The 23700-nt window shown below is 72.7% G+C and carries 17 protein-coding genes; 8 read left to right on the top strand and 9 right to left on the bottom strand.

What is annotated here, in order from left to right; genetic code table 11:
• The first annotated feature begins 45 nt into the window (after window positions 1–45).
• Genes AC5WAM_RS05180 through AC5WAM_RS05165 form a run of 4 tightly spaced genes read left to right on the top strand, consistent with a single transcriptional unit; the run spans window position 46 to window position 4023 of the window.
• Window positions 46–2565 carry a sensor histidine kinase gene (locus AC5WAM_RS05180; protein ID WP_495521735.1) on the top strand — a complete coding sequence of 840 codons (2520 nt, stop codon included), beginning with the start codon at window positions 46–48 and terminating at the stop codon, window positions 2563–2565.
• A complete protein-coding gene (locus AC5WAM_RS05175) occupies window positions 2562–2996 on the top strand; it encodes a roadblock/LC7 domain-containing protein (protein WP_495521734.1) in 435 nt (144 codons plus the stop codon). The genes AC5WAM_RS05180 and AC5WAM_RS05175 overlap by 4 nt, the downstream gene beginning before the upstream one ends.
• Window positions 2997–3014: 18 nt before the next feature.
• Complete coding sequence (locus AC5WAM_RS05170; RefSeq protein WP_366789549.1) at window positions 3015–3428, top strand: DUF742 domain-containing protein; 414 nt, start codon at window positions 3015–3017, stop codon at window positions 3426–3428.
• The gene (locus AC5WAM_RS05165) at window positions 3409–4023 is read left to right on the top strand and encodes a GTP-binding protein (RefSeq protein ID WP_495521733.1); all 615 of its coding nucleotides are present in this window, start codon (window positions 3409–3411) and stop codon (window positions 4021–4023) included. The genes AC5WAM_RS05170 and AC5WAM_RS05165 overlap by 20 nt, the downstream gene beginning before the upstream one ends.
• Window positions 4024–4113: 90 nt before the next feature.
• On the opposite strand, the gene AC5WAM_RS05160 is transcribed toward AC5WAM_RS05165, so the two are convergent.
• A complete protein-coding gene (locus AC5WAM_RS05160) occupies window positions 4114–4542 on the bottom strand; it encodes a PPOX class F420-dependent oxidoreductase (protein ID WP_495521732.1) in 429 nt (142 codons plus the stop codon).
• 93 nt (window positions 4543–4635) lie between these two features.
• Here AC5WAM_RS05160 and AC5WAM_RS05155 point away from each other — a divergent pair, with 93 nt between their 5' ends.
• Window positions 4636–5049: a roadblock/LC7 domain-containing protein gene (locus AC5WAM_RS05155; RefSeq protein WP_138963898.1), complete on the top strand. Its 414-nt coding sequence runs from the start codon at window positions 4636–4638 to the stop codon at window positions 5047–5049.
• 132 nt (window positions 5050–5181) lie between these two features.
• The gene (locus tag AC5WAM_RS05150) at window positions 5182–6285 is read left to right on the top strand and encodes a DUF6397 family protein (protein ID WP_495521731.1); all 1104 of its coding nucleotides are present in this window, start codon (window positions 5182–5184) and stop codon (window positions 6283–6285) included.
• A 55-nt stretch (window positions 6286–6340) separates the two neighbouring features.
• Here AC5WAM_RS05150 and AC5WAM_RS05145 read toward each other — a convergent pair whose 3' ends face one another.
• The 3 genes from AC5WAM_RS05145 to AC5WAM_RS05135 form a co-directional block, all read right to left on the bottom strand.
• The gene (locus AC5WAM_RS05145; protein ID WP_495521730.1) at window positions 6341–6928 is read right to left on the bottom strand and encodes a tetratricopeptide repeat protein; all 588 of its coding nucleotides are present in this window, start codon (window positions 6926–6928) and stop codon (window positions 6341–6343) included.
• A 106-nt stretch (window positions 6929–7034) separates the two neighbouring features.
• Window positions 7035–7934 carry an acyl-CoA thioesterase gene (locus AC5WAM_RS05140; RefSeq protein WP_495521729.1) on the bottom strand — a complete coding sequence of 300 codons (900 nt, stop codon included), beginning with the start codon at window positions 7932–7934 and terminating at the stop codon, window positions 7035–7037.
• A gap of 37 nt (window positions 7935–7971) precedes the next feature.
• On the bottom strand, window positions 7972–10545 hold the full coding sequence (locus AC5WAM_RS05135; protein WP_366789553.1) for a DEAD/DEAH box helicase: 2574 nt from the start codon (window positions 10543–10545) through the stop codon (window positions 7972–7974).
• Window positions 10546–10606: 61 nt separating this feature from the next.
• Between AC5WAM_RS05135 and AC5WAM_RS05130 the strand changes: the two genes are divergently transcribed.
• Window positions 10607–11401 carry a metal-dependent hydrolase gene (locus tag AC5WAM_RS05130; protein WP_172381561.1) on the top strand — a complete coding sequence of 265 codons (795 nt, stop codon included), beginning with the start codon at window positions 10607–10609 and terminating at the stop codon, window positions 11399–11401.
• A gap of 181 nt (window positions 11402–11582) precedes the next feature.
• Here the strand turns inward: AC5WAM_RS05130 and AC5WAM_RS05125 are convergent, their stop codons facing one another.
• From AC5WAM_RS05125 to AC5WAM_RS05115, 3 genes are all read right to left on the bottom strand, one after another.
• Window positions 11583–13121 (bottom strand): MFS transporter, encoded by a 1539-nt coding sequence (locus AC5WAM_RS05125; RefSeq protein ID WP_495521728.1) that lies wholly within the window; start codon window positions 13119–13121, stop codon window positions 11583–11585.
• Window positions 13122–14261: 1140 nt separating this feature from the next.
• The gene (locus AC5WAM_RS05120; protein WP_366789555.1) at window positions 14262–16043 is read right to left on the bottom strand and encodes an ABC transporter ATP-binding protein; all 1782 of its coding nucleotides are present in this window, start codon (window positions 16041–16043) and stop codon (window positions 14262–14264) included.
• Window positions 16040–18058: an ABC transporter transmembrane domain-containing protein gene (locus tag AC5WAM_RS05115; RefSeq protein ID WP_495521727.1), complete on the bottom strand. Its 2019-nt coding sequence runs from the start codon at window positions 18056–18058 to the stop codon at window positions 16040–16042. Before AC5WAM_RS05115 ends, AC5WAM_RS05120 begins: the two co-directional genes overlap by 4 nt.
• A 245-nt stretch (window positions 18059–18303) precedes the next feature.
• Between AC5WAM_RS05115 and AC5WAM_RS05110 the strand changes: the two genes are divergently transcribed.
• Complete coding sequence (locus AC5WAM_RS05110; RefSeq protein WP_366789557.1) at window positions 18304–19038, top strand: L,D-transpeptidase family protein; 735 nt, start codon at window positions 18304–18306, stop codon at window positions 19036–19038.
• A 37-nt stretch (window positions 19039–19075) separates the two neighbouring features.
• Here the strand turns inward: AC5WAM_RS05110 and AC5WAM_RS05105 are convergent, their stop codons facing one another.
• Both AC5WAM_RS05105 and AC5WAM_RS05100 read right to left on the bottom strand, forming a co-directional pair.
• Window positions 19076–20539, bottom strand: coding sequence for a Gfo/Idh/MocA family protein (locus AC5WAM_RS05105; protein WP_495521726.1), 1464 nt, complete (start codon window positions 20537–20539; stop codon window positions 19076–19078).
• Between the two features lie 211 nt (window positions 20540–20750).
• Window positions 20751–23693 carry an FAD-binding and (Fe-S)-binding domain-containing protein gene (locus AC5WAM_RS05100; protein WP_495521725.1) on the bottom strand — a complete coding sequence of 981 codons (2943 nt, stop codon included), beginning with the start codon at window positions 23691–23693 and terminating at the stop codon, window positions 20751–20753.
• Window positions 23694–23700: the final 7 nt, after the last annotated feature.

The raw sequence follows: 23700 nt of genomic DNA, 5'->3' as shown, positions 1-23700 counted from the left end.
CGTGCGCGCCGCGGGCCCACCCCGACCCTTCCGAACGAGGAGGCCATGCGCATACCCAGGAACACCCCCGACCCCGGCACACCGGCCCAGGCCGCCCCCACGGCCCGAGGCCGCCGAGCACACGCGGGCCCGCCCGCCGACGAACACCCGCCCGCAGGGACGCCTCACACCGGAACAGGGACCACCAGCACGGGGCTCCCGCGCGCGGGCCGCCGGTGGTTCCGCCCCCGCACCGTCCGCGCCAAGGTCGTGTGCCTGCTGATGGTGCCCGTCGTCTCCCTCCTCGCCCTGTGGGCGTACGCGACCGTCAGCACCGCCCAGGACGTCGCGTCCCTGCGGCAGACCCAACGCGCCGACGCCGCCGTGCGGGCACCGGTCGCCGCGGCCGTCACCGCTCTTCAGGCCGAACGGGCCGCGGCCGTGCGCCAGGCGACGCGACCCACCGCCGACCGCGCCGCCGCCCTCCGGAAGCAGGCGGACCAGACCGACCGGGCCGTGGCGAAGCTGCGCCTGGGCGAGGACCACACCGTCGCCGACGGAGCGGGGCTGCCCGCAGCCGTGGGGAACCGGCTCGAACAGTTCGCCACCGACGCCGAGCGGCTGCGTACCGTGCGTGCCTCCGTCCTCGACCGCCGCACCGGGTGGGACGACGTCTACGGGCAGTACACGAAGACCATCGCGGCAGCCTTCGGAGTCGGTGGTGCGCTGTCCGGGCTCGAGGGCGCCGAATCGGGCTCCCACGCGCGCGTGCTGCTCGAATTCTCCCGGGCGGGCGAAATGCTGGCGCGCGAGGACGTGTTGCTGGCGGGTGCCCGTCTCGCGGGCACCCTCGACGGCGAGCGACTGCGCCGGTTCACCGGGGCCGTGGACACCCGGCAGACCCTCACCGAGGCGGCCGCGGCGGACCTGCGCGGACCCGAACGCCGGGCGTGGCAGCGCCTCGCACAGCAACCCGCGTACGGGGCCGTCGGGGCCGTCGAGGACAAGGTGCTCGCCGCCAGGCCCGGCAAGAAGGCCCTGGAAGCGGCCCCCGCCCTCACCTGGGACCCCGCCTACGCGACCGTACGGGACACCCAGCGCACCCTCGCGGAGCGCGCGGCACGGGACGCCGCAAACCGCGCCGACCCGCTGACGCGCGGCGTGTTCACCGTCGCGGGCGCGGCCGTGCTGTGCGGTCTCGCCGCCGTCGTGGCCTCCCTCGTGATCTCCGTACGCATCGGCCGCGGCCTGGTCGTCGAACTCGTCGGACTGCGCAACCGCGCCCTGGAGATCGCCCGCCGCCAACTCCCCGACGCCATGCGGAAGCTGCGCGCGGGCGAGGAGGTCGACATCGCCGCGGAAGCCCCCGAGGAGCCGCCTGCCGAGGACGAAGCGGGCCAGGTCGCGGAGGCGCTCGGCACGGTGCACCGCGCCGCGCTGCGGGCCGCCGTGGAACGCGCGGAGCTGGCGAGCGGCATCTCCGGGGTCTTCGTGAACCTAGCCCGACGCAGCCAAGTGCTCGTCCACCGGCAGCTCAGCCTCCTCGACACGATGGAGCGACGGGCCGACGACCCGAACGAACTCGGTGACCTCTTCCGGCTCGACCACCTCACGACCCGGATGCGCCGCCACGCAGAGAGCCTGATCATCCTCTCCGGTGCCGCGCCCGGCCGTGCCTGGCGCACGCCGGTGCCCCTGACGAACGTCGTACGCGCCGCGGTCTCCGAAATCGAGGACTACGCGCGCGTCGAGGTACGACCACTGCCCGAGGCCGCCGTCGTGGGCGGTGCCGTCGCCGACCTCACCCATCTGATGGCCGAACTGGTGGAGAACGCCGCCCAGTTCTCGCCCCCGCACACCAAAGTGCGGATCACCGGTGAGCCCGTGGGCAACGGCTACGCCCTGGAGATCGAGGACAGGGGCCTCGGCATGAACCCCGACACGCTCGCCGAAGCCAACCAGAGAGTCGAGGAGTCCGAGGCGCTCGACCTGTTCGACAGCGACCAACTGGGCCTCTTCGTAGTGAGCAGACTCGCCGCACGGCACGGCATCCGGGTGCGCCTGCTCACCTCCCCGTACGGCGGCACCACCGCCGTCGTCCTGCTGCCCACCGCGCTGCTCCAGAACGACGACTCCACCCGCACCGCGCAACGCGAACAGGGAGAGCGACAAGAGGGGTTCGCGTCAGCCCCCGTGCCCGACGCGCCGGCCGTACTCAGTGCGGCCACCGCCGGGCAGGGCGATCACCGGGCGCTGACCCCCTCCGCCGGGCGCCCCGTGCCCGCGCCGTCACCTTCAGGTGTCACGGCACTGCGCCTGCGCAGGCCCGCGGACACGCCGTCGCCCAGGGACGCGCCTGCCCCCGCGTCCGCCGCGCCTCCGTCGGACGAACTGCCGCGCCGCGTACGTCAGGCGAGCCTCGCCCCGCAGCTGCGGAAGCGCCCGCCCGCGACCGAGAGTCCGGACTCCGTCGGCGAACGCAGCCCGGAGCGCGTACGGAGTCAACTGGCCGCCTACCGGGACGGCTGGGCTCGGGGCGGCGGGCGCCCGCCCGGCAGCGACAGCAGCGAAGGAGACCCCGCATGATCCAGGAAACCGGCCTCACGGCGCACCGGTCCGGCGAACTCGACTGGCTCCTCGACGACCTGGTGGCTCGCGTCGGCGACGTACGGCACGCGGTCGTGCTGTCCAACGACGGGCTCGCGGTCGGCGCCTCGACGGCCCTCACCCGGGAAGACGCCGAACACCTGGCCGCCGTCGCCTCGGGATTCCACAGCCTCGCCAAAGGCGCGGGACGGCACTTCGGAGCGGGCGGCGTGCGCCAGACCATGGTCGAGATGGACGATGCCTTCCTGTTCGTGGCCGCGGCGGGCGACGGCTCCTGCCTCGCCGTCCTCAGCACGGTCACCGCTGACATCGGCCTCGTCGCGTACGAGATGGCACGCATGGTCAAGCGCGTGGGGGCGCATCTGACGACCCCCACGCGCTTCACCGAGCCGCCACCGAGCGCCGGATGACCTGGGCGGCGTCACACGATGAGCGACAACAGCGACGGCGCCGTGCGACAGCACGGCAGCCAGTGGTACGACAGCGAAGCGGGGCCCCTGGTCCGCCCGTACGCGATGACGGGCGGGCGCACGAGACCGGCCTCCAGTGGTGTGCGGTTCGACCTGATCGCCCTGGTCAGCCTCACCGAGGAAGCCATGCGGCCGGGCGACGACGTGGCGCTCGGCCCCGAACACCGGGTGCTGCTCGACCTGTGCCGCGTCGAAACCCAGTCCGTCGCCGAACTCGCCGCGGGCGCCGACCTGCCTGTGGGCGTGGTCAGGGTGCTGCTCGGCGACCTCCTGGAGGAGGGCCGCGTTGAGGTGCGACGGCCCGTTCCTCCCGCCCAGCTACCTGACGAGACGATCCTGCGAGAGGTGATCGATGGGCTCCGAGCGCTCTGACGCCACGGCCGACGGTACCGGTGACGACACGGCCCTGGCGTTGAAGATCCTGGTCGCCGGAGGCTTCGGCGTGGGCAAGACCACGCTGGTCGGCGCCGTCAGCGAGATCCGGCCCCTGCGTACCGAGGAACTCCTCAGCGAGGCGGGTCAGTCGGTCGACGACGCCGACGGCTTGGACCGCAAGGTCACCACCACGGTCGCGATGGACTTCGGCCGCATCACCATCAGATCCGGGCTCTCGCTGTACCTCTTCGGCACCCCGGGACAGGACCGCTTCTGGTTCCTGTGGGACGAGTTGTCACAGGGAGCCCTCGGCGCCGTGGTCCTTGCGGACACGCGGCGGCTCGAGGACTGCTTCCCCGCCGTGGACTACTTCGAGCACCGCGACATCCCGTTCGTCGTGGCGGTCAACTGCTTCGCGAACGCACGGACGTACGGCGCGCACGAGGTGTCACGGGCCCTGGACCTCGACCGCGGAACCCCTGTGGTGCTGTGCGACGCCCGGGACCGGGACTCGGGAAAGGAGGTGCTGATCCGGCTTGTCGAGTACGCCGGGCGGCGGCATACCGCCCGGCTGCTCGACTCGGTCGGCTGACGGGTCCGCCCCGCCGGGCGGCCGCGCCCCGGTGCGGTGCGGCACCGCACCCGAGGGGCGCCGCCCCGGTGAGGGCGGGGCCGCGCGCCGTCAGTCGGACACGGCCGCGTACGCGAGCACCTTGTCGATCTGCACCCGCACGAGGAGCTCTCCGGGCACGCCGTTGCGCGCGCCGAACTCCTCGGCCCGGTCCTCGCCCATGTAGCGCCCGCCGATGCGGGCCGCCCAGTGCCGCACCTGCTCCAGGTCCTCGGACAGTTCCGCCCTGCCCTGCAGAACCACGAAGGCGAACGGAGGCGCGTCGTCGTCGACGCACAGTGCCACACGCCCGTCGCGTGCGATATTGCGCCCCTTGACAGTGTCCTTTCCCGTGTTGAACACCAGGTCGTCGCCGTCGAGGAGGAACCAGATCGGCGCCACGTGCGGGCTGCCGTCCGCGCGGACGGTGGACAGTTTGCCCGTGCGGGTGCCCTGCGAGACGAAGGCCCGCCACTGCTCGTCAGTCATCTTCTGTGCCATGTCCCCATCATGCTTGCCGGGACGCCGGAGGTGGTGAAGGCTGGCAGGTCAGATCCTCCAGCCAGGGGGAGGGACACACGGGGAGAAGGGGCCATGGCGCAGAACACGGGCCTGGGCTGGCTGCTCGACGACCTGACGAGGCGGGTGGAGCACGTACGGCACGCGCTGGTGCTGTCCAGCGACGGTCTGGTGACGGGGGCGAGCTCGGACCTGCCGCGCGAGGACGCCGAGCACTTGGCGGCGGTGTCGTCCGGCCTGCACAGTCTGGCGAAGGGATCCGGACGCCACTTCCGCGCTGGCAACGTACGCCAGACGATGATCGAGTTCGACGACGCCGTCCTGTTCGTGACCGCGGCGGGCGAGGGCAGCTGTCTGTGTGTCCTCAGCTCGGCGCAGGCCGACATAGGCCAGGTCGCGTACGAGATGACACTGCTGGTGAACCGTGTCGGGGAGCACCTGGGCGTAGACGCGCGGCACCCGGAGCGGACACCGGTCGTAGATCTCTGACCTCCTACTGACCCGCTGCTGACCTGCGTGAACGCGGGCGCGAGCGGAGTTATCCACAGGCCGAGCGGGAGGCGGGCCTCGCGGGCTACGGTTTTTCCCAGAAGCAGTGACCAAGCACGGGGGAGAACCGCCATGGCCGGCGACACGCAGACCATTTCGCACATCGCGTCCACCACGCCCAGGCAAGCGGCCGCGCCGCCGACGCAAGGCACCGCGCCGCCGACGGAAGTGGCCGCGCCCCCGACGGCCCGAGCTGGCCGGCCCGGGCCGTTGGCGCGCAGCAGCGCCGCGCGGGAACTGGGCCTGAAGCGGGGAGAGTTCGAGCTGGCCGTGATGCTGGGCCGGGTCCGTACCGTCCCCGATCCGGCGGGGGCGCGCCGCCGGGTCAGCCGCGAGGAGATCGACCGCGTCCGTGAGACACCCGGCTTCCCGGAGTCCCTGCGCGACGGCGTCAAAACCGTGGGCACCGCTAAGGGCGCGGCCCTGCTGGACATCACCCAGGCCCGCTTCACCCGGCTCGCCCGCACGGGCGTGCTGACGCCGGTGAAGTTCTATCTGAACCGCTACCGGGCCGTCGTCTGGCTCTATCTGGCGGAGGAGCTGCGCGAGTTCGCCGCGTGCGAGGCCAACGCTCCGCTGCTCACCGGCCGGGCGCCGGACATGATGCGGGCACAGCTGGCGAGCGGCGCGGACCTGCGGGCCCGCAACTGGCGCCGTCGACAGGTGGGCTTTCTCCTGCGGCAGGCGGAGGACCCGTGGGAGCGCGTCGCCGTGACGGCTTCCTTCCTGGACCCGATGAGCCTCGCGCAACTCGTCAGGAATCCGTACGAGCGGGCGTATCTCCATCGCCTCAGCCCTCAGCCGCTCACCCAGGCGGGCCCCGAGTCTCCGACGGCCCACATCGTCGAGCGCATCACCACGGCCGACGACCCGGACGAGATCAGCTGGCTGCGGGCCAATCTGAGCCTCGGCCTGGCGGAAGCGCGGCGGCACCGACCTGCACCGCGGCCGGGCCGTCCGCCCGTCAGCGCCACGGCGCGCCCGCACAGCGCACCGGAGCAGCCGCAGACCCCTGCCATAGGCGACGACTGCGGAGCGGGGCGGCCTTCGGAGGCAGTCTCCTCGGCGGTCACCGCTCCGTCGGCCGTGTCCCGGGAGCGGGACACGGGCCGGAGGGAAGGGCCGCGCGGGCTGCTGAGGTGGCTGCGCCGCAGGCGCGGACGGCCTGAGGACTGACAACACGACGGAGGGCTCGCGACACCTCACGGCGCGGAAGCAGCGGCCCGGCGCGCTAGAGGGTCGCGTCGAGGTCCTTGGCGTAGTGCTCGATGGCGGGACGGTAGGCGGCGATCTCCGGATCCCGGCTCGTGGTGGCGATCAGGTTCAGCAGGAGCGCCATGGCGTCGTGGTGCCGGCCCGTGTTGTACAGCGCCATGGCGAGGAAGGTCCGCAGCGCCCCGTCGTCGGGGTACTCCGCCACCGCGTCCCGGAGGACGGCGACGGCCTCCGGGTACTTGCCGAGGACGCGATACGTACTGCCGAGACCCAGGAGCGCCCCGCGGCGGTCCTCGTCGGAGAGGCCGGGGTGCCGGATCGCGCGCAGATAGTGCGGCAGGGCCTCGGCTTCCAGGCCGAGCGTGTCGTGCACCCAGGCCGTCTGGTAGGCGATCTCGGCGTCATCGGGGTGGCTTTCGCTCAGGGGGAGCAGGAGGGCGCGGGCCTCCTCACGGCGGCCGCTCTCCCGTAGCCGGACGGCCTGGGCGAGTATCTCGTCCCGGCCGGTGCCTGCTCGGGCGTCCGCGCTGTCCGCCCGGGCGTCCGCGTCGCTCTTCTGAGAGTCCGCGCTGCCGTTCCGCCCCGTGCCGTCGGTGTCGTTCATGCCGTGCTCCCGCCCCCCCGCAACCGTCCCCTGCGTCAGGAGGCGCCCGTGTCCCGTCACCCGAACCGACCCTGTAGCCCCGCGACGGCAGGTACCGCCGTAGGACTCAGCCGTCCGACTGACCGCCCGGATGGCGGGGCGCGTGCGGGCGGAACAGACCCTCCTGGACGACCGACACGAGCAGCCGTCCCTCACGATCGTAGATCCGCCCGCGCGCCAGACCGCGGCCCCCCGTCGCGATCGGCGACTCCTGGTCGTACAGGAACCACTCGTCGGCCCGGAACGGGCGGTGGAACCACATGGCGTGGTCCAGCGAGGCCATGTCGAAGCCGCGCGGGCCCCACAGCGGCTCCACCGGGATGCGGACGGCGTCCAGGAGCGTCATGTCGCTCGCGTAGGTGAGCGCGCAGGTGTGCACGAGTGGGTCGTCTCCCAGGGGGCCGACGGCGCGCATCCACACCGCGCTGCGCGGCTCGGCGCCCCGGACCTCCTCGGCGGTCCAGCGCAGCCGGTCCACATAGCGGATGTCGAAGGGCTGGCGCCGGGCCATGCGCTCCAGCTGCTCGGGGAGCGCGCCCAGGTGTTCCTTGATCTCTTCGGCGACCGTCGGCAGCGACTCCGGGTCGGGGGCGTCGATGCGCGGCGGCAGCTGGTGTTCGAAGGTGCCCGGTTCGGGCTTGTGGAAGGAGGCGGTCAGATTGAAGATGGTGCGGCCCTGCTGGACGGCCGTGACGCGGCGCGTGGTGAAGGAGCGCCCGTCACGGACGCGCTCGACCTGGTACACGATGGGCACGCCCGGGCGGCCCGGGCGCAGGAAGTACGCGTGCAGCGAGTGCACCGGTCTGTCGCCCTCCGTGGTGCGCCCGGCCGCGACGAGTGCCTGCCCGGCGACCTGCCCGCCGAAGACGCGCTGCAAGGACTCCTGGGGACTGCGGCCGCGGAAGATGTTCACCTCGATCTGCTCGAGGTCCAGCAGGTCGACCAGTCGGTCCGCGGGGTTGTTCATGGGAAGTCCTCGACTCCTGTCCGGGAACGTGGGGAGCTCAGAGCTGGCCGACGTCCGTGACCCGGACGACGGCGCGGCCCTCCGCGTCGGAGGCCGCGAGATCGACCTCCGCGCCGATGCCCCAGTCATGGTCGCCGTTCGGGTCGGCGAACGTCTGGCGGACGCGCCACAGACCGTGCTCGGGATCCTCCTCGATGCGCAACAGCTTGGGGCCGCGCGCGTCGGGCCCGGTGCCCAGGTCCTCGTACTCGTCCCAGTACTTGTCCATGGCCTCGCCCCACGCGTCCGCGTCCCAGCCGGACTCGGCGTCCATCTCGCCCAGCTCGTCCACCTGGTCGAGGGCGGCGAGCTCGACACGGCGGAAGAGCGCGTTGCGCACGAGCACGCGGAAGGCGCGGGCGTTGGCCGTCACCGGCTTGACCTCGTCGGCCTTCTCCTGCGCCTCCTCGGCCGTCATGACCTCCGGGTTCGCCAGCTGCTCCCACTCGTCCAGGAGGCTGGAGTCCACCTGGCGGACCATCTCGCCGAGCCAGGCGATCAGATCCTCGAGGTCCTCGGACTTCAGGTCGTCCGGGATGGTGTGCTCCAGGGCCTTGTACGCGTTCGCCAGGTAGCGCAGCACGATGCCCTCGGTGCGGGCGAGCTCGTAGAAGGAGGTGAACTCGGTGAAAGACAGCGCCCGCTCGTACATGTCCCGGATCACGGACTTCGGGGACAGGGGGTGGTCGCCGACCCACGGGTGGCTGGTGCGGTAGGTGTTGTAGGCGTGGAAGAGCAGCTCCTCCAGCGGCTTCGGGTAGGTGATGTCCTGCAGCCGCTCCATGCGCTCCTCGTACTCGACGCCGTCGGCCTTCATCAGCGCCACGGCCTCGCCGCGCGCCTTGTTCTGCTGGGCGGCGAGGATCTGGCGCGGGTCGTCGAGCGTGGACTCCACTACGGAGACCATGTCGAGGGCGTACGAGGGCGACTCGGGGTCGAGGAGTTCGAAGGCGGCGAGGGCGAAGGTGGACAGGGGCTGGTTGAGCGCGAAGTCCTGCTGGAGGTCGACGGTCAGGCGCACGATGCGGCCGGTGGAGTCCGGCTCCTCGAGCTTCTCCACGACACCGCCGTCGAGCAGCGAGCGGTAGATGGCGATGGCGCGGCGGATGTGGCGCAGCTGCTGCCTGCGCGGCTCGTGGTTGTCCTCCAGGAGGCGGCGCATCGCCTCGAAGGCGTTGCCCGGCCGGGCGATCACCGCGAGGAGCATGGTGTGGGTGACGCGGAAGCGGGAGGTGAGTGGCTCCGGCTCGGCGGCGATGAGCTTCTCGAAGGTGCTCTCGGTCCAGCCCACGAAGCCCTCGGGCGCCTTCTTGCGCACCACCTTGCGCCGCTTCTTCGCGTCGTCGCCCGCCTTCGCGAGCGCCTTCTCGTTCTCGATGACGTGCTCGGGCGCCTGCGCCACCACGAAGCCCGCCGTGTCGAAGCCCGCGCGCCCGGCGCGGCCCGCGATCTGGTGGAACTCACGGGCGCGCAGGGTGCGCACGCGATTGCCGTCGTACTTGGTGAGCGCGGTGAACAATACGGTGCGAATGGGCACGTTCACGCCGACGCCGAGGGTGTCGGTGCCGCAGATGACCTTCAGGAGGCCCGCCTGGGCAAGCTTCTCGACGAGGCGCCGGTACTTGGGCAGCATCCCGGCGTGGTGGACGCCGATGCCGTGCCGCACGTAGCGCGAGAGGTTGCGGCCGAACTTGGTGGTGAAGCGGAAGTTGCCGATCAGCTCGGCGATCTGGTCCTTCTCGGCGCGTGTGCACATGTTGATGCTCATCAGCGACTGCGCCCGCTCCACGGCCTGGGCCTGCGTGAAGTGCACGATGTAGACCGGAGCCTGCTTGGTGTCGAGGAGCTCGGTGAGCGTCTCGGTGATGGGCGTGAGGCGGTACTCGTACGACAGCGGCACCGGGCGCGTCGCGGAGCGGACGACCGAGGTGGGGCGGCCGGTGCGACGGGTGAGGTCCTTCTCGAACATCGAGACGTCACCGAGCGTCGCGGACATCAGGATGAACTGCGCCTGCGGCAGCTCAAGCAGCGGAATCTGCCAGGCCCAGCCCCGGTCGGCCTCGGCGTAGAAGTGGAACTCGTCCATGACGACCTGGCCGATGTCGGCGTCCTTGCCGTCACGCAGCGCGATGGAGGCGAGGACCTCGGCGGTGCAGCAGATGACGGGGGCGTCGGCGTTCACGGAGGCGTCGCCGGTGAGCATGCCGACGTTCTCGGTGCCGAAGAGCTTGCACAGCTCGAAGAACTTCTCGGACACCAGGGCCTTGATCGGGGCGGTGTAGAAGGTGACCTCGTCGCGGGCGAGCGCTGCGAAGTGCGCCCCGGCCGCGATCATGCTCTTGCCGGAGCCGGTGGGCGTCGACACGATCACGTTCGCGCCGGACACGACCTCGATCAGAGCCTCCTCCTGGTGGGGATAGAGGGTGATGCCGCGCTCCTGGGCCCAGCCTTCAAAGGCTTCGTAGAGGGCATCGGGGTCGGCGTCCTGCGGCAGCTGATCGATAAGGGTCACACCCCCATCTTGCCTTCCCGCTGCCCGGATCAGGGAACCGGACGACGGCTCCAAGATCATGAACGCTACGCTGGGTCGCCAACGGGGCATCGCGACAACAGAAATGGGGCGGGCAGCACCGATGATGGGACCGGCACACTCACTGTCAGGGGCGGCGGCCTGGCTGGGGGTCGGGGCGGCCGCCACGGCCGCCGGGCATTCGATGCCCTGGCCGGTCCTCCTGGTCGGCGCCCTGATCTGTGCCGGGGCCGCGCTCGCCCCGGATCTCGACCACAAGTCGGCGACCATCTCGCGCGCCTTCGGCCCGGTGTCCCGCGGTCTGTGCGAGATCGTCGACAAGCTCTCGTACTCCGTGTACCGCGCCACGCGCAAGCAGGGCGATCCGCGTCGCTCCGGCGGGCACCGGACGCTCACCCACACCTGGGTGTGGGCCGTCCTGATCGGCGCGGGCTCGTCCGTGCTCGCGGTGACCGGCGGCCGGTGGGCGGTGCTCGCCCTGCTCTTCGTGCACATGGTGCTCGCCATCGAAGGGCTGCTGTGGCGGGCGGCGCGCGGTTCGAGCAGCGATGTGCTGGTGTGGCTGCTCGCCGCGACCAGCGCCTGGATCCTGGCCGGGGTTCTGGACAAACCGGGCAATGGTGCGGACTGGCTGTTCACCGGGGACGGCCAGGAGTATCTGTGGCTGGGCCTTCCGATCGTGCTCGGCGCGCTGGTGCACGACATCGGGGACGCGTTGACGGTGTCCGGTTGCCCGATCCTGTGGCCCATCCCGATCGGCCGGAAGCGCTGGTACCCGATCGGTCCGCCGCGGGCGCTGCGGTTCCGCGCGGGGAGCTGGATCGAGCTGAAGGTGCTGATGCCGGTGTTCATGCTGCTCGGGGGAGCGGGCGGCGCGGTCGCGCTCAACTTCATCTGAGGCCGGGGCGGCGCCGTGACGGCCCGGCGGATGGCGCCCGGGCCCGGCCCGGTGCCTGCGGGGGTGCTTGCCCGGGGCAAGGGGGCAAGGGGGCAAGGAGGGCGAGGGCGCATGGGGCCGTGCCGTTGCCGCCGCCCTGGCCGGGCCGCCCGGCGAACCGGGACAGGGCCCGACCGCAAGGTCACGGCCCGGATCCGGCGTGACGCTCAGGCCGAGCGTCGGCCTCAGGCCGCGCGCCTGGCCGAGCCCCAGGACCAGCCCCGCCGCCAGATCCAGCCCTCCACACCGCAAGCCCCCACCACACCCCCATCAGCAGAATCGCCCCGCCGCACCCCACCGCAGTGCTCCGCAGCACCGCGTCGTGGGCCGCCCCGGTGTTCACGTGGCCCCGGTCGGTGAGGGCTCCGGTGAGGCCCACGCCGAGGCCCGCCGCGATGGTGAGGGCGGTCTTGGTGACACCGGAGGCCTCACCGGCCCGCTCGGGGGCGACGACGGCCTGCGTGGCGATGAGGGTCAGCGCGTTGGCGATGCCGAGGGCCGCGCCGCACCCGGTGGCGGTGGCGAGGTGCGCCGTCAGCGAGGGGGCCACGGGCAGCGAGCCGAGGCCGAGTGCCCCCGCGCCCAGGCAGGCCGACATGAGCGGCACGGCGGCGCGCGTCGGTACGCGTCCGACGAGGGGGCCCGCGACCGCCATGGCGAGGGCCGGGGCGAGGAAGGCCAGACCCGCGGAGGCGACGGGGAGCGCCCACCGCCCCTGGAGCGTGAGGGGGGCGACGAGCAGGAAGATCACGGTCGCGGTGTTGGCGGTGGCCCCCGCGAGCGTGAGCGCCACGTACGGCCCGTTGCGGAAGAGCGTGAGCCGTACCAGTGGCCGAGGGGCAGCACGTTCCTGCCGGATGAACAGGATCAGGAGGCCCGTCACGATCAGCGCGCCGCCGCAGAGCGCGGGGCGGGGCAGGGCCGGGCCGCGCTCGATGAGGACGCCGAGCGCCGCGAGCGCGGCCGTCACGGTGAGCAGGCCCCGCCAGTCGACGGTGCGGGAGGCGCCGGCGTCGTAGCTCTCGGCGGTCCGCGACGCGCAGACCGCGCCGAGGACGGCGAGCGGGACGTTGAGCCAGAAGACGGCCCGCCAGGACGCCGCGTCCGTGAGGGCGCCGCCGATGAACGGTCCGCAGGCGGTGGCGATGCCGCCGATGCCGAGGGCCCAGCCGGTGGCGCGGCCGCGCAGATCGCCGGGGTAGACGTTGGTCAGGAGGGACAGGCCGACCGGCATGATCATTGCCGCGCCCGCGCCCTGGGCCACCCGGGCGCCGACGAGGAGGGGCAGGGTCGCGGCGAGCGCGCACACCAGGGATGCCGCGCCGAAGAGGACGAGTCCGGTGACCAGGAGCCGCCGACGGCCGAAGAGGTCGCCGAGGCGTCCGGCGCCGAGCATCAGGGTGCCGGTGGACAGCAGATACGCGCTGATCACCCACTGCGGGCCGGACCCGCCCGCGTCCAGGTCGCGACCGATCCGGGCCAGGGCGAGGCTGAGGCCGAACGCATCGAGCTGGATGCAGAAGACGCCCAGGGACAGGGCGAGGAGAGCGCATCTGCGCTCGCCGACCGATGCCGTGGCCGATGCCCCGGCCGACGCCGTGGCCGATGCCGTGGCCGACGTCGTCGGGCTCCTGCCGCCCGGCGGTACTGCGCTGACGTCGTTGCCGGTGGGTGTCCGCATGCTCCTGCCTCCTCCGTCACGTGGTGAGCGATGGGTTCGGGGGCACTGCTCACCGTGGACACCGCCGTCAGGGCATACGGCGGTGGACGTGCTGGGTGGGGAGGGGAGCTGGTGCAGCCTGAAGGCGCCCTCGGGAGCGGGGCGTCGCTGTGGGAGATCCGGGACCTGGTGGCCAGGGAACCGGTGAACGAGACAACCGGCGAACGGGAGGCCCGGTGAACGGGAGGCCCGGTGAACGGGAGGCCCGGTGAACGGGAGGCCCGGTGAACGGGGAGCCGGAGATCTGAGGGGCCGACGAAAAGGTGGATCCAGAAAAACTGATACCTGGAGAACCTGAGGGCCAAGGAAAAGAGCAGGGGCACCGAATGAAGGGGCGTTGCCCTCGGGAGTCGCTCGACGAACGACTGAAGCAACTTCACCGTAACTGACACGGATTCACTTGCCAACCCCTTCGGCCGTGCGGTCACATGCCTGCGGAATCGGCGCGAATCGATGTTCGCCGGGCCGTGCGGGCCATGATTCGGCCATCAAAGCCGGGATCGCGGACGCCTGCCCCGGCGGCCGTCCATGCCCTGTGGTGCCCCGCCGCCGAGTGTCGCGACGGGCCGTTCGCCGACCGTTGCGGACTGCCGTGGCGTGGCGCTTGGACCCGGTCGGGCCTGGGACGTTGCCGTAACAAGCCGGAAAGGTCCGCTTTCTCGAACCGGCGGCCTGAATCAGCCCCGGGGTGTTGGCTGCTGTTCGACCTCCTGTTAGTACTTTCTTGCCGCATAAGAGGGACGGTTGTCAGGCTTTTCCCGCACGTCTGTTGAAGGGTTCCGATAACAACCTTGCGAAATGGTTCCAGGTGGTGCGGCAGCGCTCTGGCGCACGAGTGCGATGAATGCGTGACCGGCCTTCGGGTCGATCCTCGGCACCTGCAATTCCCGTACTGCTCACCACCGGCTCGGGCGGATGTGACGTCGTTGAACAAGCAGGAACGGAACGCGCAGGAACGGAACGCGCAGGTACTCGTCGAGGCCGTCGGCCCGAGGCCTCGTACGGCGGCCCGTGGACGCGGGCCCGACGGCATGAGACCGGTCCGCCCGCTCCTCTACCTCCCCCGGGAGGAGCGGGCGGACCTCTGCCGTCACGACCCCGTCACCCGTGCCAGGACTTCCACAGCGCCGCGTACGCCCCCTGGGCGCGCACCAGCTCGTCGTGGCTGCCGAGTTCGCTGATGCGGCCGCTCTCCACCACGGCGATGACGTCGGCGTCGTGCGCGGTGTGCAGGCGGTGCGCGATGGCGACCACCGTGCGGCCCTCCAGGACCCGCGAGAGCGAGCGCTCCAGATGCCGGGCCGCGCGCGGGTCCAGGAGCGAGGTCGCCTCGTCGAGCACCAGCGTGTGCGGGTCGGCGAGGACGAGCCGGGCCAGGGCGATCTGCTGTGCCTGGGCGGGCGTCAGGCTCAGACCGCCCGAGCCGACCTCCGTGTCCAGGCCCGCGTCGAGGTCCCGCGCCCAGGTGTGCGCGTCGACCGCGCCGAGGGCGGCCCACAGCTCGGCGTCCTCGGCCCCGGCCCTGGCGAGGCGCAGATTGTCGCGCAGGGAGCCCACGAACACGTGGTGCTCCTGGTTGACGAGCGCCACGTGCGCGCGGACGCCCTCCGCGGGCATCCGCGCCAGTTCGGCGCCGCCGAGCGTCACCTGGCCCGTACGCGGTCCGTAGATTCCGGCGAGCAGCCTGCCGAGCGTGGACTTGCCCGCGCCGGACGGGCCGACGAGCGCGACCCGGGAGCCGGGCTCGACGGCGAGGGACACCTCGCGCAGTACGTCGACGCCCTCGCGGTAGCCGAAGTGCACGTCGTCCGCGAGGACGTCGCGTCCGTCGGGCACCACGCCCGCGTCACCGGCGTCCGGCTCGATGTCGCGCACGCCCACGAGCCGGGCCAGCGAGACCTGCGCCACCTGGAGCTCGTCGTACCAGCGCAGGATGATGCCGATCGGGTCGACGAGCATCTGCGCGATGAGCGTGCCCGTCGTCAGCTGGCCCACGCCGATCCAGCCCTGCAGGACGAAGCAGCCGCCGATCATCAGGACCGCGAAGAGGACGGTGACGTGGGTGGCGTTGATGACGGGGAAGAGGACCGACCGCAGATAGAGCGTGTAGCGCTCCCAGGCGGTCCACTCCTTGATGCGGCGCTCCGACTGCTCGACGCGGCGCGCGCCGAGGCGGTGCGCCTCCACGGTGCGGCCCGCGTCGACGGTCTCGGCGAGGGCGGCGGCCACGGCGGCGTACCCCGCGGCCTCCGAACGGTACGCGGACGGCGCCCGCTTGAAGTACCAGCGGCAGCCGACGACGAGCAGCGGCACGGCGACGAGCAGCGCGGGTGCCAGCGGCGGCGCGACCACGGCGAGCCCGCCGACGAGCAGCACCAGCCAGACCACGCCGATGGCCAGCTGCGGCACTGCCTCGCGCATCGCGTTGGCCAGCCGGTCGATGTCCGTGGTGATGCGGGACAGCAGGTCACCGGTGCCCGCCCGCTCCAGGACGCCAGGCGGCAGCCCGACCGACCGGACGAGGAAGTCCTCCCGCAGGTCCGCGAGCATGCGCTCGCCGAGCATGGCGCCGCGCAGCCGCACCTGGTGCACGAAGGCGGCCTGCACGACGAGCGCGAGCGCGAACAGGGCCACGACGCGCTCCAGATGGAGTTCGCGCGCGTTGTCCGACACGTCCTCGACGAGGCCGCCGAGCAGATACGGGCCCACCATCGAGGCGGTCACGGCGAGCGTGTTCACCACGACCAGCAGGACGAAGGCCCTGCGGTGCCGCCGCAGCAGCTCGCGCACATAGGTCCGTACGGTCGCGGGGGCGCCGACGGGCAGCGTCTCCGCCGTGGTCGGGGCCGCCGGGTCGTACTCCGGCGGCGCCAGGCCGATCATGCCGTCTCCTCGATGTCGATGGTGTGTACGCGGGTACTGCGTGGAGCGGAGCCCGGGCCGGGGCCGGAGCCCGCGCCCTCGTCGGCGGGAGCGCGCCCGCCTCGGGCGGTGTCCACGGCCCGCGCCGACCCCGCCGCCTCGGCCGTCTCATCAGGGGTCTCCCGGGTGACGACCGCGCGGTACCCCGGCTGCGTGACCACGAGTTCGCGGTGCACGCCGACGGCGGCCACCTCGCCGTCGTGCAGGAAGACGACGCGGTCGGCGCGGTCGAGGAGCAGCGGCGACGAGGTGAGGACCACCGTCGTGCGGCCCGCGCGCAGCTCGCGCAGGCCGTCCGCGATCCGGGCCTCCGTGTGGGAGTCGACGGCGGACGTCGGCTCGTCGAGGACCAGCGCCTCGGGGTCGGTGACCAGCGACCGCGCGAGTGCCAGACGCTGGCGCTGGCCGCCGGACAGGGACCGGCCGCGCTCGGTGAGGTGCGCGGCCATCGGGTCGTCGGCCACGGAGCCCTGCACCAGCGCGTCGAGGACGTCGGCGCACTGCGCGGCGGCGAGCGCTCGCTCAGGACCGACCGCCCCGGACGCCGGTACGTCGAGCAGCGACCCCAGCGTGCCGGAGAGCAGCACCGGGTCCTTGTCCTGAACGAGGACCGCGGTGCGGGCGGTGTCGAGCGGCAGCCCGTCCAGGGGGACGCCGCCGAGGCGCACCGACGGCAGGTCCGTCTCGAACGCCGGGTGCCCGCCGAGCCGTTCGGCGAGCCGCCCGGCCGCGTCCGGATCGCCGCACACGACGGCGGTGAAGCGCCCGGCCGGGGCGAGCAGGCCCGTGGCGGGGTCGTAGAGGTCCCCGGTGGGCGCCACCGAACCTTCGGCGGGCGCCACCGGCTGCCGGGCGGACGCCACCGATTTCCCGGCGGACGCCACCCCTTCTCCGGCGGTCGGCACCGGCTCCCCGGCGGACGCCACGGGCTCCCCGGCGGACGACCCGGACGAGCCCCCCTCCCCACTGCCCGCCCCAGTCGTGCGCTCCAGCGACAGCACCCGGGCCGCCCGCTTCGCGGAGGGCCGCGAGAAGGAGTACGCCATGGCGATCTCCTCGAAGTGCCGCAGCGGGTAGTTGAGCAGCATCACCGCGCTGTAGACGGTGACGAGCTCGCCGACCGTGACGCGGCCCTCGCGGGCCAGGTGCACGCCGTGCCAGACGAGCCCGATCAGCAGGAGGCCGGGCAGCAGGACCTGGATCGCGGAGATCACCGCCCACATGCGCGCGCTGCGCACGGCGGCGGTCCGCACCTCCTGCGAGGCGTGCCGGTAGCGGTCGAGGAACAGCTCCTCGCCGCCGATGCCGCGCAGCACCCTGAGGCCCGCGACGGTGTCCGACGCCAGCTCGGTGGCCCGCCCGGCCTTCTCGCGCTGGTGGTCGGCGCGGCGGGTCGCCCGGGGCAGCAGCGGCAGCACGGCGAGCGCGAGCACCGGGATGCCGACGGCCACGACGACGCCGAGCGCGGGCTCGTAGACGACCAGGCCCACACAGACGACGAGGACGGTCACGGCCGCCGCGGCGAAGCGCGACAGGGCCTCCACGAACCAGCCGATCTTCTCCACGTCACCGGTGGACACCGCGACGACCTCACCGGCGGCCACGCGCCGGGTGAGGGCGGCGCCGAGCCGCGCGGTCTTGCGGGCGAGCAGCTGCTGCACACGGGCCGCCGCGGTGATCCAGTTGGTGACGGCCGTGCGGTGGAGCATCGTGTCGCCGCCCGCGATGGCGAGCCCCGCGAGCAGGATGACGCCGCCGGCGAGGGCGAGCCGCGCGCCCGAGCCGTCGATCACGGCCTGCACGGCGAGGCCGACCATGTAGGGCAGCGCGGCGATGCCGAGGAAGTGCAGCAGCCCCCAGCCCAGCGACTTGAGCTGACCGCCCAGCTGGTTCCGGCCGAGCCACAGCAGGAAGCGGGGGCCGGAGCGGGTGTCGGGTTCGCCCGGATCGGCGTACGGAAGATCACGAATGTGCATGGGATCCCAGCTTCGGTGCGATACGCGTGGTGGTGCCGGACGACGCGAGGGCCACGGCGACGAACGGCGTGGCGAACGTGGAATCGAACGGCGTGACGAACGCGGTAACAAACCGTGCAAGGTTCGCGTCGCACGGTGGCCCGAAGCAAACGATTTTCCGGCGTCCGGCAAAGAGTCGGCCATTCCTGCCGGTGGGACGGGGGCGTCGGCGAGGGGCGGGGGGAGCCGGTGCGAGCATGGGGCGCATGCGTATAGCCGGTGTGGTGCGAACGGCGGCCGCGGCCGCCGCCTGCTCAGTCGTCCTGACCTCCTGCGGCGGCTCGGGCGGCGACGACGGAGGAGAGGCGGCGCACTCCGCGCAGGGCGGCGACCGGGGCGCGGCGCGGACCGACGCCGGCCTCAAGCGCATCCCCGACGTCGGCGACCGGCTCCAGGCCCGCATTCCCAAGAGCGCACGCCAGGTCGTCGCCGTCTACGGAGAGGGCGAGGACTCGGCGAAGGCCACGGTCGTCCTCTACACGAAGGCAGGGGCAGGCTGGAAGAAGACGCGCAGCTGGCCGGCCCACAACGGCAAGAAGGGCTGGACCCCGGACCACCGCGAGGGCGACAAGCGCAGCCCGGTGGGCGTGTTCACGCTCAGCGACGCGGGCGGCGTCCTCGCCGACCCAGGTGCGCGGCTCCCGTACACGCGGACCGCGGCCCTCCAGGCCCCGCACTACTGGCCGAAGACGCACTGGCACGACTTCGACTACGTCGTCGCGATCGACTACAACCGCGTCAAGGGCACCCCGCCGAACGACCCGACGCGCCCGCAGGGTCAGTCCAAGGGCGGCAGCATCTGGCTGCACATGGACCACGGCAGCGGCACCTCGGGCTGTGTGAGCCTGTCGAAGTCCGGCATGGAGTACCTGCTGCGCACGCTCGACCCGAAGCTGCGGCCGGTGGTGGTGATGGGGGACAGGGCGGCCCTCAGGTCCTGAGAGCCGCCCCCGAGGCAGCAGCCCGCGAGGACCCCGCTCAGGTCGCCTTCGGCTTCTCCGAGTCCATGCCCGGCCGCGCCTTCCGCCACAGGCCACGGGTGAAGTCGGGGATCTCCTGCGGCGCGCCCTTCGCCTTGATGGAGGCATGGCTCAGCGGTACCGGCGCGGTCCACGTCGCCCCGTCGTACACGTCGAAGTCGGGGACGAGCCCGAGCCGCATGCACTGCATCAGGCGGAACACCAGGAGGTAGTCCATGCCGCCGTGCCCGCCCGGCGGATTGGCGTGTTCCTTCCACAGCCAGTGGTCGAACTCCGCCGCGTACTTGGAGAAGTCGCCCCACTGGTCGTCGGTGTGGTCCGGCTCGATGTAGATGCGGGCGGGGTAGTCCTCGAAGAGGCCCTTGGTGCCGCCGAGGCTGTTGACGCGGCTGTAGGGGTGCGGGGTCGACACGTCGTGCTCCAGGCGGATGACCCGCCCCTTGGCGGTCTGCACCAGGCTGATGGTCCGGTCGCTCTCGATGTACGTCTCCTTCCAGCTCGGGTCGCCCGGCGGCATGTGCGCCTTGCGGTACTCGGCGAGGCCGAGGGCGGGCGTGCCGAAGCTGGAGATGTGCGTGGCGCGGTCGCCGCGGTTGACGTCCATGTAGTTGGCGACGGGGCCGAAGCCGTGGTTGGGATACAGGTCGCCGCGCAGCCGCGTGTGCCACAGGCGGCGCCACGGGGTCGCGTAGTACGTGGGGTCGAACATCAGCTGGCGCAGATCGTGGTTGTAGGCGCCCGCGCCGTGCAGGAGATCGCCGAACTTGCCCGCGTGCGCCATGCGCAGCACGCGCATCTCGTTCTTGCCGTAGCAGCAGTTCTCCAGCTGCATGCAGTGTCTGCGGGTGCGCTCGGACAGGTCGACGAGTTCCCACAGGTGGTCGAGGCGGAGGGCGAGCGGACACTCCACGCCGACGTGCTTGCCGTTCAGCATGGCCGCCTTGGCCATCTCGAAGTGCCAGTCCCAGGGCGTCGCCACGTACACGAAGTCGATGTCGCCGCGTGCGCAGAGCTTCTCGAAGTCGTTGTCCCCGTTGGTGTACGTCGCGGGGGCGGGCTGGCCCGCGGCGACGACCTTCTTCGCGGCCGCCGCGGCCTTCTCCTTGGCCGGGTCGCACAGCGCGACGACCCGCACGCCCGACTGCGCGAGGAACAGGTCGATCATGCCGCCGCCGCGGTTGCCGAGGCCGATCATGCCGACGCGGACGGTGGAGCGCGCTTTGAAGGGCACGCCGATCATGGTCTTGCCCTTGCGGGCGGGCGCGGCGCCCGCCGGGCCTTCGGCCGTGCCGGCCGTCCCGGCCGTGCCCGACGCGTCGGGGGTGTCGGCCCGGGCGGTGCCGCCCGCGAACGTGCCGAGCCCGAGCCCGGCCCCGGCGAGTCCGGCCGTGCGCAGGACCGCGCGCCGGGAGTGACCGTCGGTGGATTCGTCAGGGACCGGTGTCGCGTTCTCGTCGTGCATCGGACCTCCGTCGTCACAGTGCCATGTCACTGGGCGGGGCCCACCCTGATGGCGGTGCGCACGGGACGCAAGAGACCGCGGTGGCCGAGGGCTTGGACTTTTCTCTTCCTCCGTAAGGGAGCCCTCTCCCCCGTGCGGAAGGCCTCCCCCGCGTGCGGGAGGCCTTCCCCTCCTGCGGGAGGCTCGCCCTCCCGCTCGGGAAGGGCAGTGGTCAGGGCCGCGTGGCCCGCTCAAGGGCGAGCAGCACGGAGCGGTACTCCCGGCCCGTGGCCTGTTCCATGCCCACCTCGCACATGCGGTTGGCCGAGAGGTACGCGTCGTAGGGCCGGGCCGTGACCTCCGCGGCCTCCGCACGGGTCGCGGCCTCGCTCAGCTCGGGGTGCAGCATCCCCCGGTCCCCGGCGAACGCGCAGCAGCCCGCGTCGTCCGGTACGACCACCTCGTCCGCGCAGGCCTCGGCGACGGCCCGCAGCTGCGGCTCGTCGCCCAAGTGCCGCATGGAGCAGGTGGGGTGGAGCACGGCGGAGCCCACGGTCCGGCGGACGGTCAGGCGGGGCAGCAGCTCCTCGGCGGCCCAGACGACGGAGTCGACGACGGTCAGCTCCTCGTGCAGGGCGCGGTTGTCGGCCGTCAGATACGGCACCACCTCGTGCGCGATGCCGAGCGCGCAGGACGAGGCGTCCACGACGAGCGGCAGCGCGCCGCCCGCCGTCCAGCCCCAGGCGGCCTCGACGACGCGGTTGGCCATCACGCGGTTCCCGGCCTCGTACCCCTTGGAGTGCCAGATCGTCGCGCAGCACGTCCCGGTCACGTCGTCCGGGATCCACACGGGCCTGCCCGCGCGCGCCGACACGGCCACGACGGCCCGCGCCAGGGGCACCTCGCCCGGCCCGGCGAAGATGCGGTTCACGCACGCCGGGTAGTACACGGCGGCGGCGCCCACGCGCGCGGTGCGCGGGAGGCGCCGGGCGGCGGCACCGGGCAGCCGGGGCAGCCACTCGGGCACCAGGTCCGGGCGCACGGCCTTGCGGGCGGCGCGGGTCACGGCGGTCAGGAGCCGGTCGCCGGTCCGCTCCCCGGTCACCGCGCGGAGCGTCGCGGCGGCGCCGAGCGCCAGCCGCGCGGAGGCCTCGACCTCCTTGAACCGGCGCGCGGCGAGCGCCGCCACGCGCTCCTCGCGGGGCGAGTGCCGGGCGTGCCGGAAGGTCTTCATCAGGGCGCCGGTGTCGATGCCGACCGGGCAGGCCAGCTTGCACGTCGAGTCGCCCGCGCAGGTGTCGACCGCGTCGTAGCCGTACGCCGCGACGAGGCCGTCCTCGACGTCGGAGCCCGGGGCCTGGCGGATCATCTCCCGGCGCAGCACGATGCGTTGGCGCGGCGTGGTCGTCAGGTCCTCGCTCGGGCAGGTCGGTTCGCAGAAGCCGCACTCGATGCACGGGTCGGCGATCGGCTCCACCTTGGGGATCGTCTTGAGGCCCCGCAGATGCGCCTTGGGGTCGCGGTCCAGGACGACGCGCGGGGCGAGCACGCCGTCGGGGTCGATGACCTGCTTGGTGCGCCACATCAGCTCCGTGGCCTTCGGGCCCCATTCGAGTTCCAGGAACGGCGCGATGTTGCGGCCCGTGGCGTGCTCGGCCTTCAGGGAGCCGTCGAAGCGCTCCACGGTGAGGCGGCAGAAGTCGTCCATGAACGCGGCGTACCGCTCCACGTCCGCGGGCTCGGCCGCGTCGAAGGCGAGCAGGAAGTGCAGATTGCCGTGCGCGGCGTGCCCCGCGACGGCCGCGTCGAAGCCGTGCCGCGTCTGGAGGGCGAGCAGCGCCTCGCAGGCCTCCGCGAGCCGGGCGGGCGGCACCGCGAAGTCCTCGGTGATCAGCGTGGTTCCGGCGGGCCGTGAGCCGCCGACGGCCGTCACGAACGCCTTGCGGGCCGTCCAGTAGCCGGCGATCACCCCCGGGTCCCGCGTGAAGGCGTTGGTCACCGACGCGACCGGGGCGACGAGTTCGAGCCCTGCCGTCACCTCGGCGGCCGCCGCCTCGTACGCTTCCTGCCGCGCCTCGTCCGGCGCGCGGAACTCCACCAGGAGCGCCGCCGTCTCCTTGGCCAGATCGGCCCAGTCGGCCGGGACGCCGGGCACGCGCACCGACGCGCGCAGCGTGTTGCCGTCCATCAGCTCCACGGCACGTGCCCCGGCGTCGTTGAACAGCGGCACGGCGGCGGCAGCGGCGGGCAGCGTGGGGAAGAACAGCAGCGCGCTGGACACGCACCGGTCGAGGGGCAGCGCGTCGAAGACGACCTCGGAGATGAACCCGAAGGTGCCTTCGGAGCCGACCATGAGGCCGCGCAGGATCTGGACGGGCGTCGCGCCGTCGAGGAACGCGTCCAGGCGGTAGCCGTTGGTGTTCTTGATCTCGTACTTGGCCCGGATGCGGGCCGTGAGCGCGGGGTCCGCCTCGATCTCGCGCTTGATGTCGAGCAGGCCCGCGCACAGGGCGGGTTCGGCGCGCGCGAGCAGCGTGTCGGCGTCCGGATCGGCCGTGTCGACGACCGTGCCGGACGGCAGCACGAAGGTCAGCGAGGCCACCGTGCGGTACGAGTTGCGGGTGGTGCCCGCCGTCATGCCGGAGGCGTTGTTCGCGACCACGCCGCCGATGGTGCAGGCGATCGCGCTCGCCGGGTCCGGGCCGAGGACGCGCCCGTGGCGCGCGAGCGTGGCGTTCGCGCGCACCACCGTCGTGCCGGGGCCGATCCGCGCCCGCTCCCCGCCGTCGAGCACCTCGACGCCGGACCAGTGCCTGCGCACGTCGACGAGGATGTCCTCGCCCTGGGCCTGCCCGTTGAGCGAGGTGCCCGCCGCGCGGAAGACGACCTCGCGGCCCTTGCCGTGGGCGTACGACAGGACGGTCGACACGTCGTCGATGTCCTCGGCGACGACCACGACGCGCGGCACGAAGCGATACGGGCTCGCGTCCGACGCGTACCGGACGAGGTCGGAGACGTGTGTGAGGACCTTGTCGGCGCCCAGGAGCGCGACGAGGTCGCCGCGCAGCGGCTCGGGGGTGCCGCCCGCCCGCTCCCGCGGGAGCCGGTCGGGCGACGGCGTACGGCCGTCGGGGGCGGGGCGCAGCGCTTCGGGATCGGGCTCCAGCAGGGGCATGGCCTCT

Source organism: Streptomyces sp. JLYT201, assembly GCF_059448825.1.
The sequence above is the reverse complement of the archived record's forward strand: the minus strand, read 5'-3'. Positions and strand labels throughout refer to the sequence as shown.

Excerpts from the sequence above, each read along its gene's own strand:
- AC5WAM_RS05100 (WP_495521725.1), bottom strand. The coding sequence starts at position 23,693 with ATGCCCCTGCTGGAGCCCGATCCCGAAGCGCTGCGCCCCGCCCCCGAC.
- AC5WAM_RS05180 (WP_495521735.1), top strand. The coding sequence starts at position 46 with ATGCGCATACCCAGGAACACCCCCGACCCCGGCACACCGGCCCAGGCC.
- AC5WAM_RS05170 (WP_366789549.1), top strand. The coding sequence starts at position 3,015 with ATGAGCGACAACAGCGACGGCGCCGTGCGACAGCACGGCAGCCAGTGG.
- AC5WAM_RS05135 (WP_366789553.1), bottom strand. The coding sequence starts at position 10,545 with ATGATCTTGGAGCCGTCGTCCGGTTCCCTGATCCGGGCAGCGGGAAGG.
- AC5WAM_RS05150 (WP_495521731.1), top strand. The coding sequence starts at position 5,182 with ATGGCCGGCGACACGCAGACCATTTCGCACATCGCGTCCACCACGCCC.
- AC5WAM_RS05140 (WP_495521729.1), bottom strand. The coding sequence starts at position 7,934 with ATGAACAACCCCGCGGACCGACTGGTCGACCTGCTGGACCTCGAGCAG.
- AC5WAM_RS05105 (WP_495521726.1), bottom strand. The coding sequence starts at position 20,539 with ATGCACGACGAGAACGCGACACCGGTCCCTGACGAATCCACCGACGGT.
- AC5WAM_RS05115 (WP_495521727.1), bottom strand. The coding sequence starts at position 18,058 with ATGCACATTCGTGATCTTCCGTACGCCGATCCGGGCGAACCCGACACC.
- AC5WAM_RS05175 (WP_495521734.1), top strand. The coding sequence starts at position 2,562 with ATGATCCAGGAAACCGGCCTCACGGCGCACCGGTCCGGCGAACTCGAC.
- AC5WAM_RS05120 (WP_366789555.1), bottom strand. The coding sequence starts at position 16,043 with ATGATCGGCCTGGCGCCGCCGGAGTACGACCCGGCGGCCCCGACCACG.
- AC5WAM_RS05125 (WP_495521728.1), bottom strand. The coding sequence starts at position 13,121 with ATGCGGACACCCACCGGCAACGACGTCAGCGCAGTACCGCCGGGCGGC.
- AC5WAM_RS05155 (WP_138963898.1), top strand. The coding sequence starts at position 4,636 with ATGGCGCAGAACACGGGCCTGGGCTGGCTGCTCGACGACCTGACGAGG.
- AC5WAM_RS05110 (WP_366789557.1), top strand. The coding sequence starts at position 18,304 with ATGCGTATAGCCGGTGTGGTGCGAACGGCGGCCGCGGCCGCCGCCTGC.
- AC5WAM_RS05130 (WP_172381561.1), top strand. The coding sequence starts at position 10,607 with ATGATGGGACCGGCACACTCACTGTCAGGGGCGGCGGCCTGGCTGGGG.
- AC5WAM_RS05160 (WP_495521732.1), bottom strand. The coding sequence starts at position 4,542 with ATGGCACAGAAGATGACTGACGAGCAGTGGCGGGCCTTCGTCTCGCAG.
- AC5WAM_RS05145 (WP_495521730.1), bottom strand. The coding sequence starts at position 6,928 with ATGAACGACACCGACGGCACGGGGCGGAACGGCAGCGCGGACTCTCAG.
- AC5WAM_RS05165 (WP_495521733.1), top strand. The coding sequence starts at position 3,409 with ATGGGCTCCGAGCGCTCTGACGCCACGGCCGACGGTACCGGTGACGAC.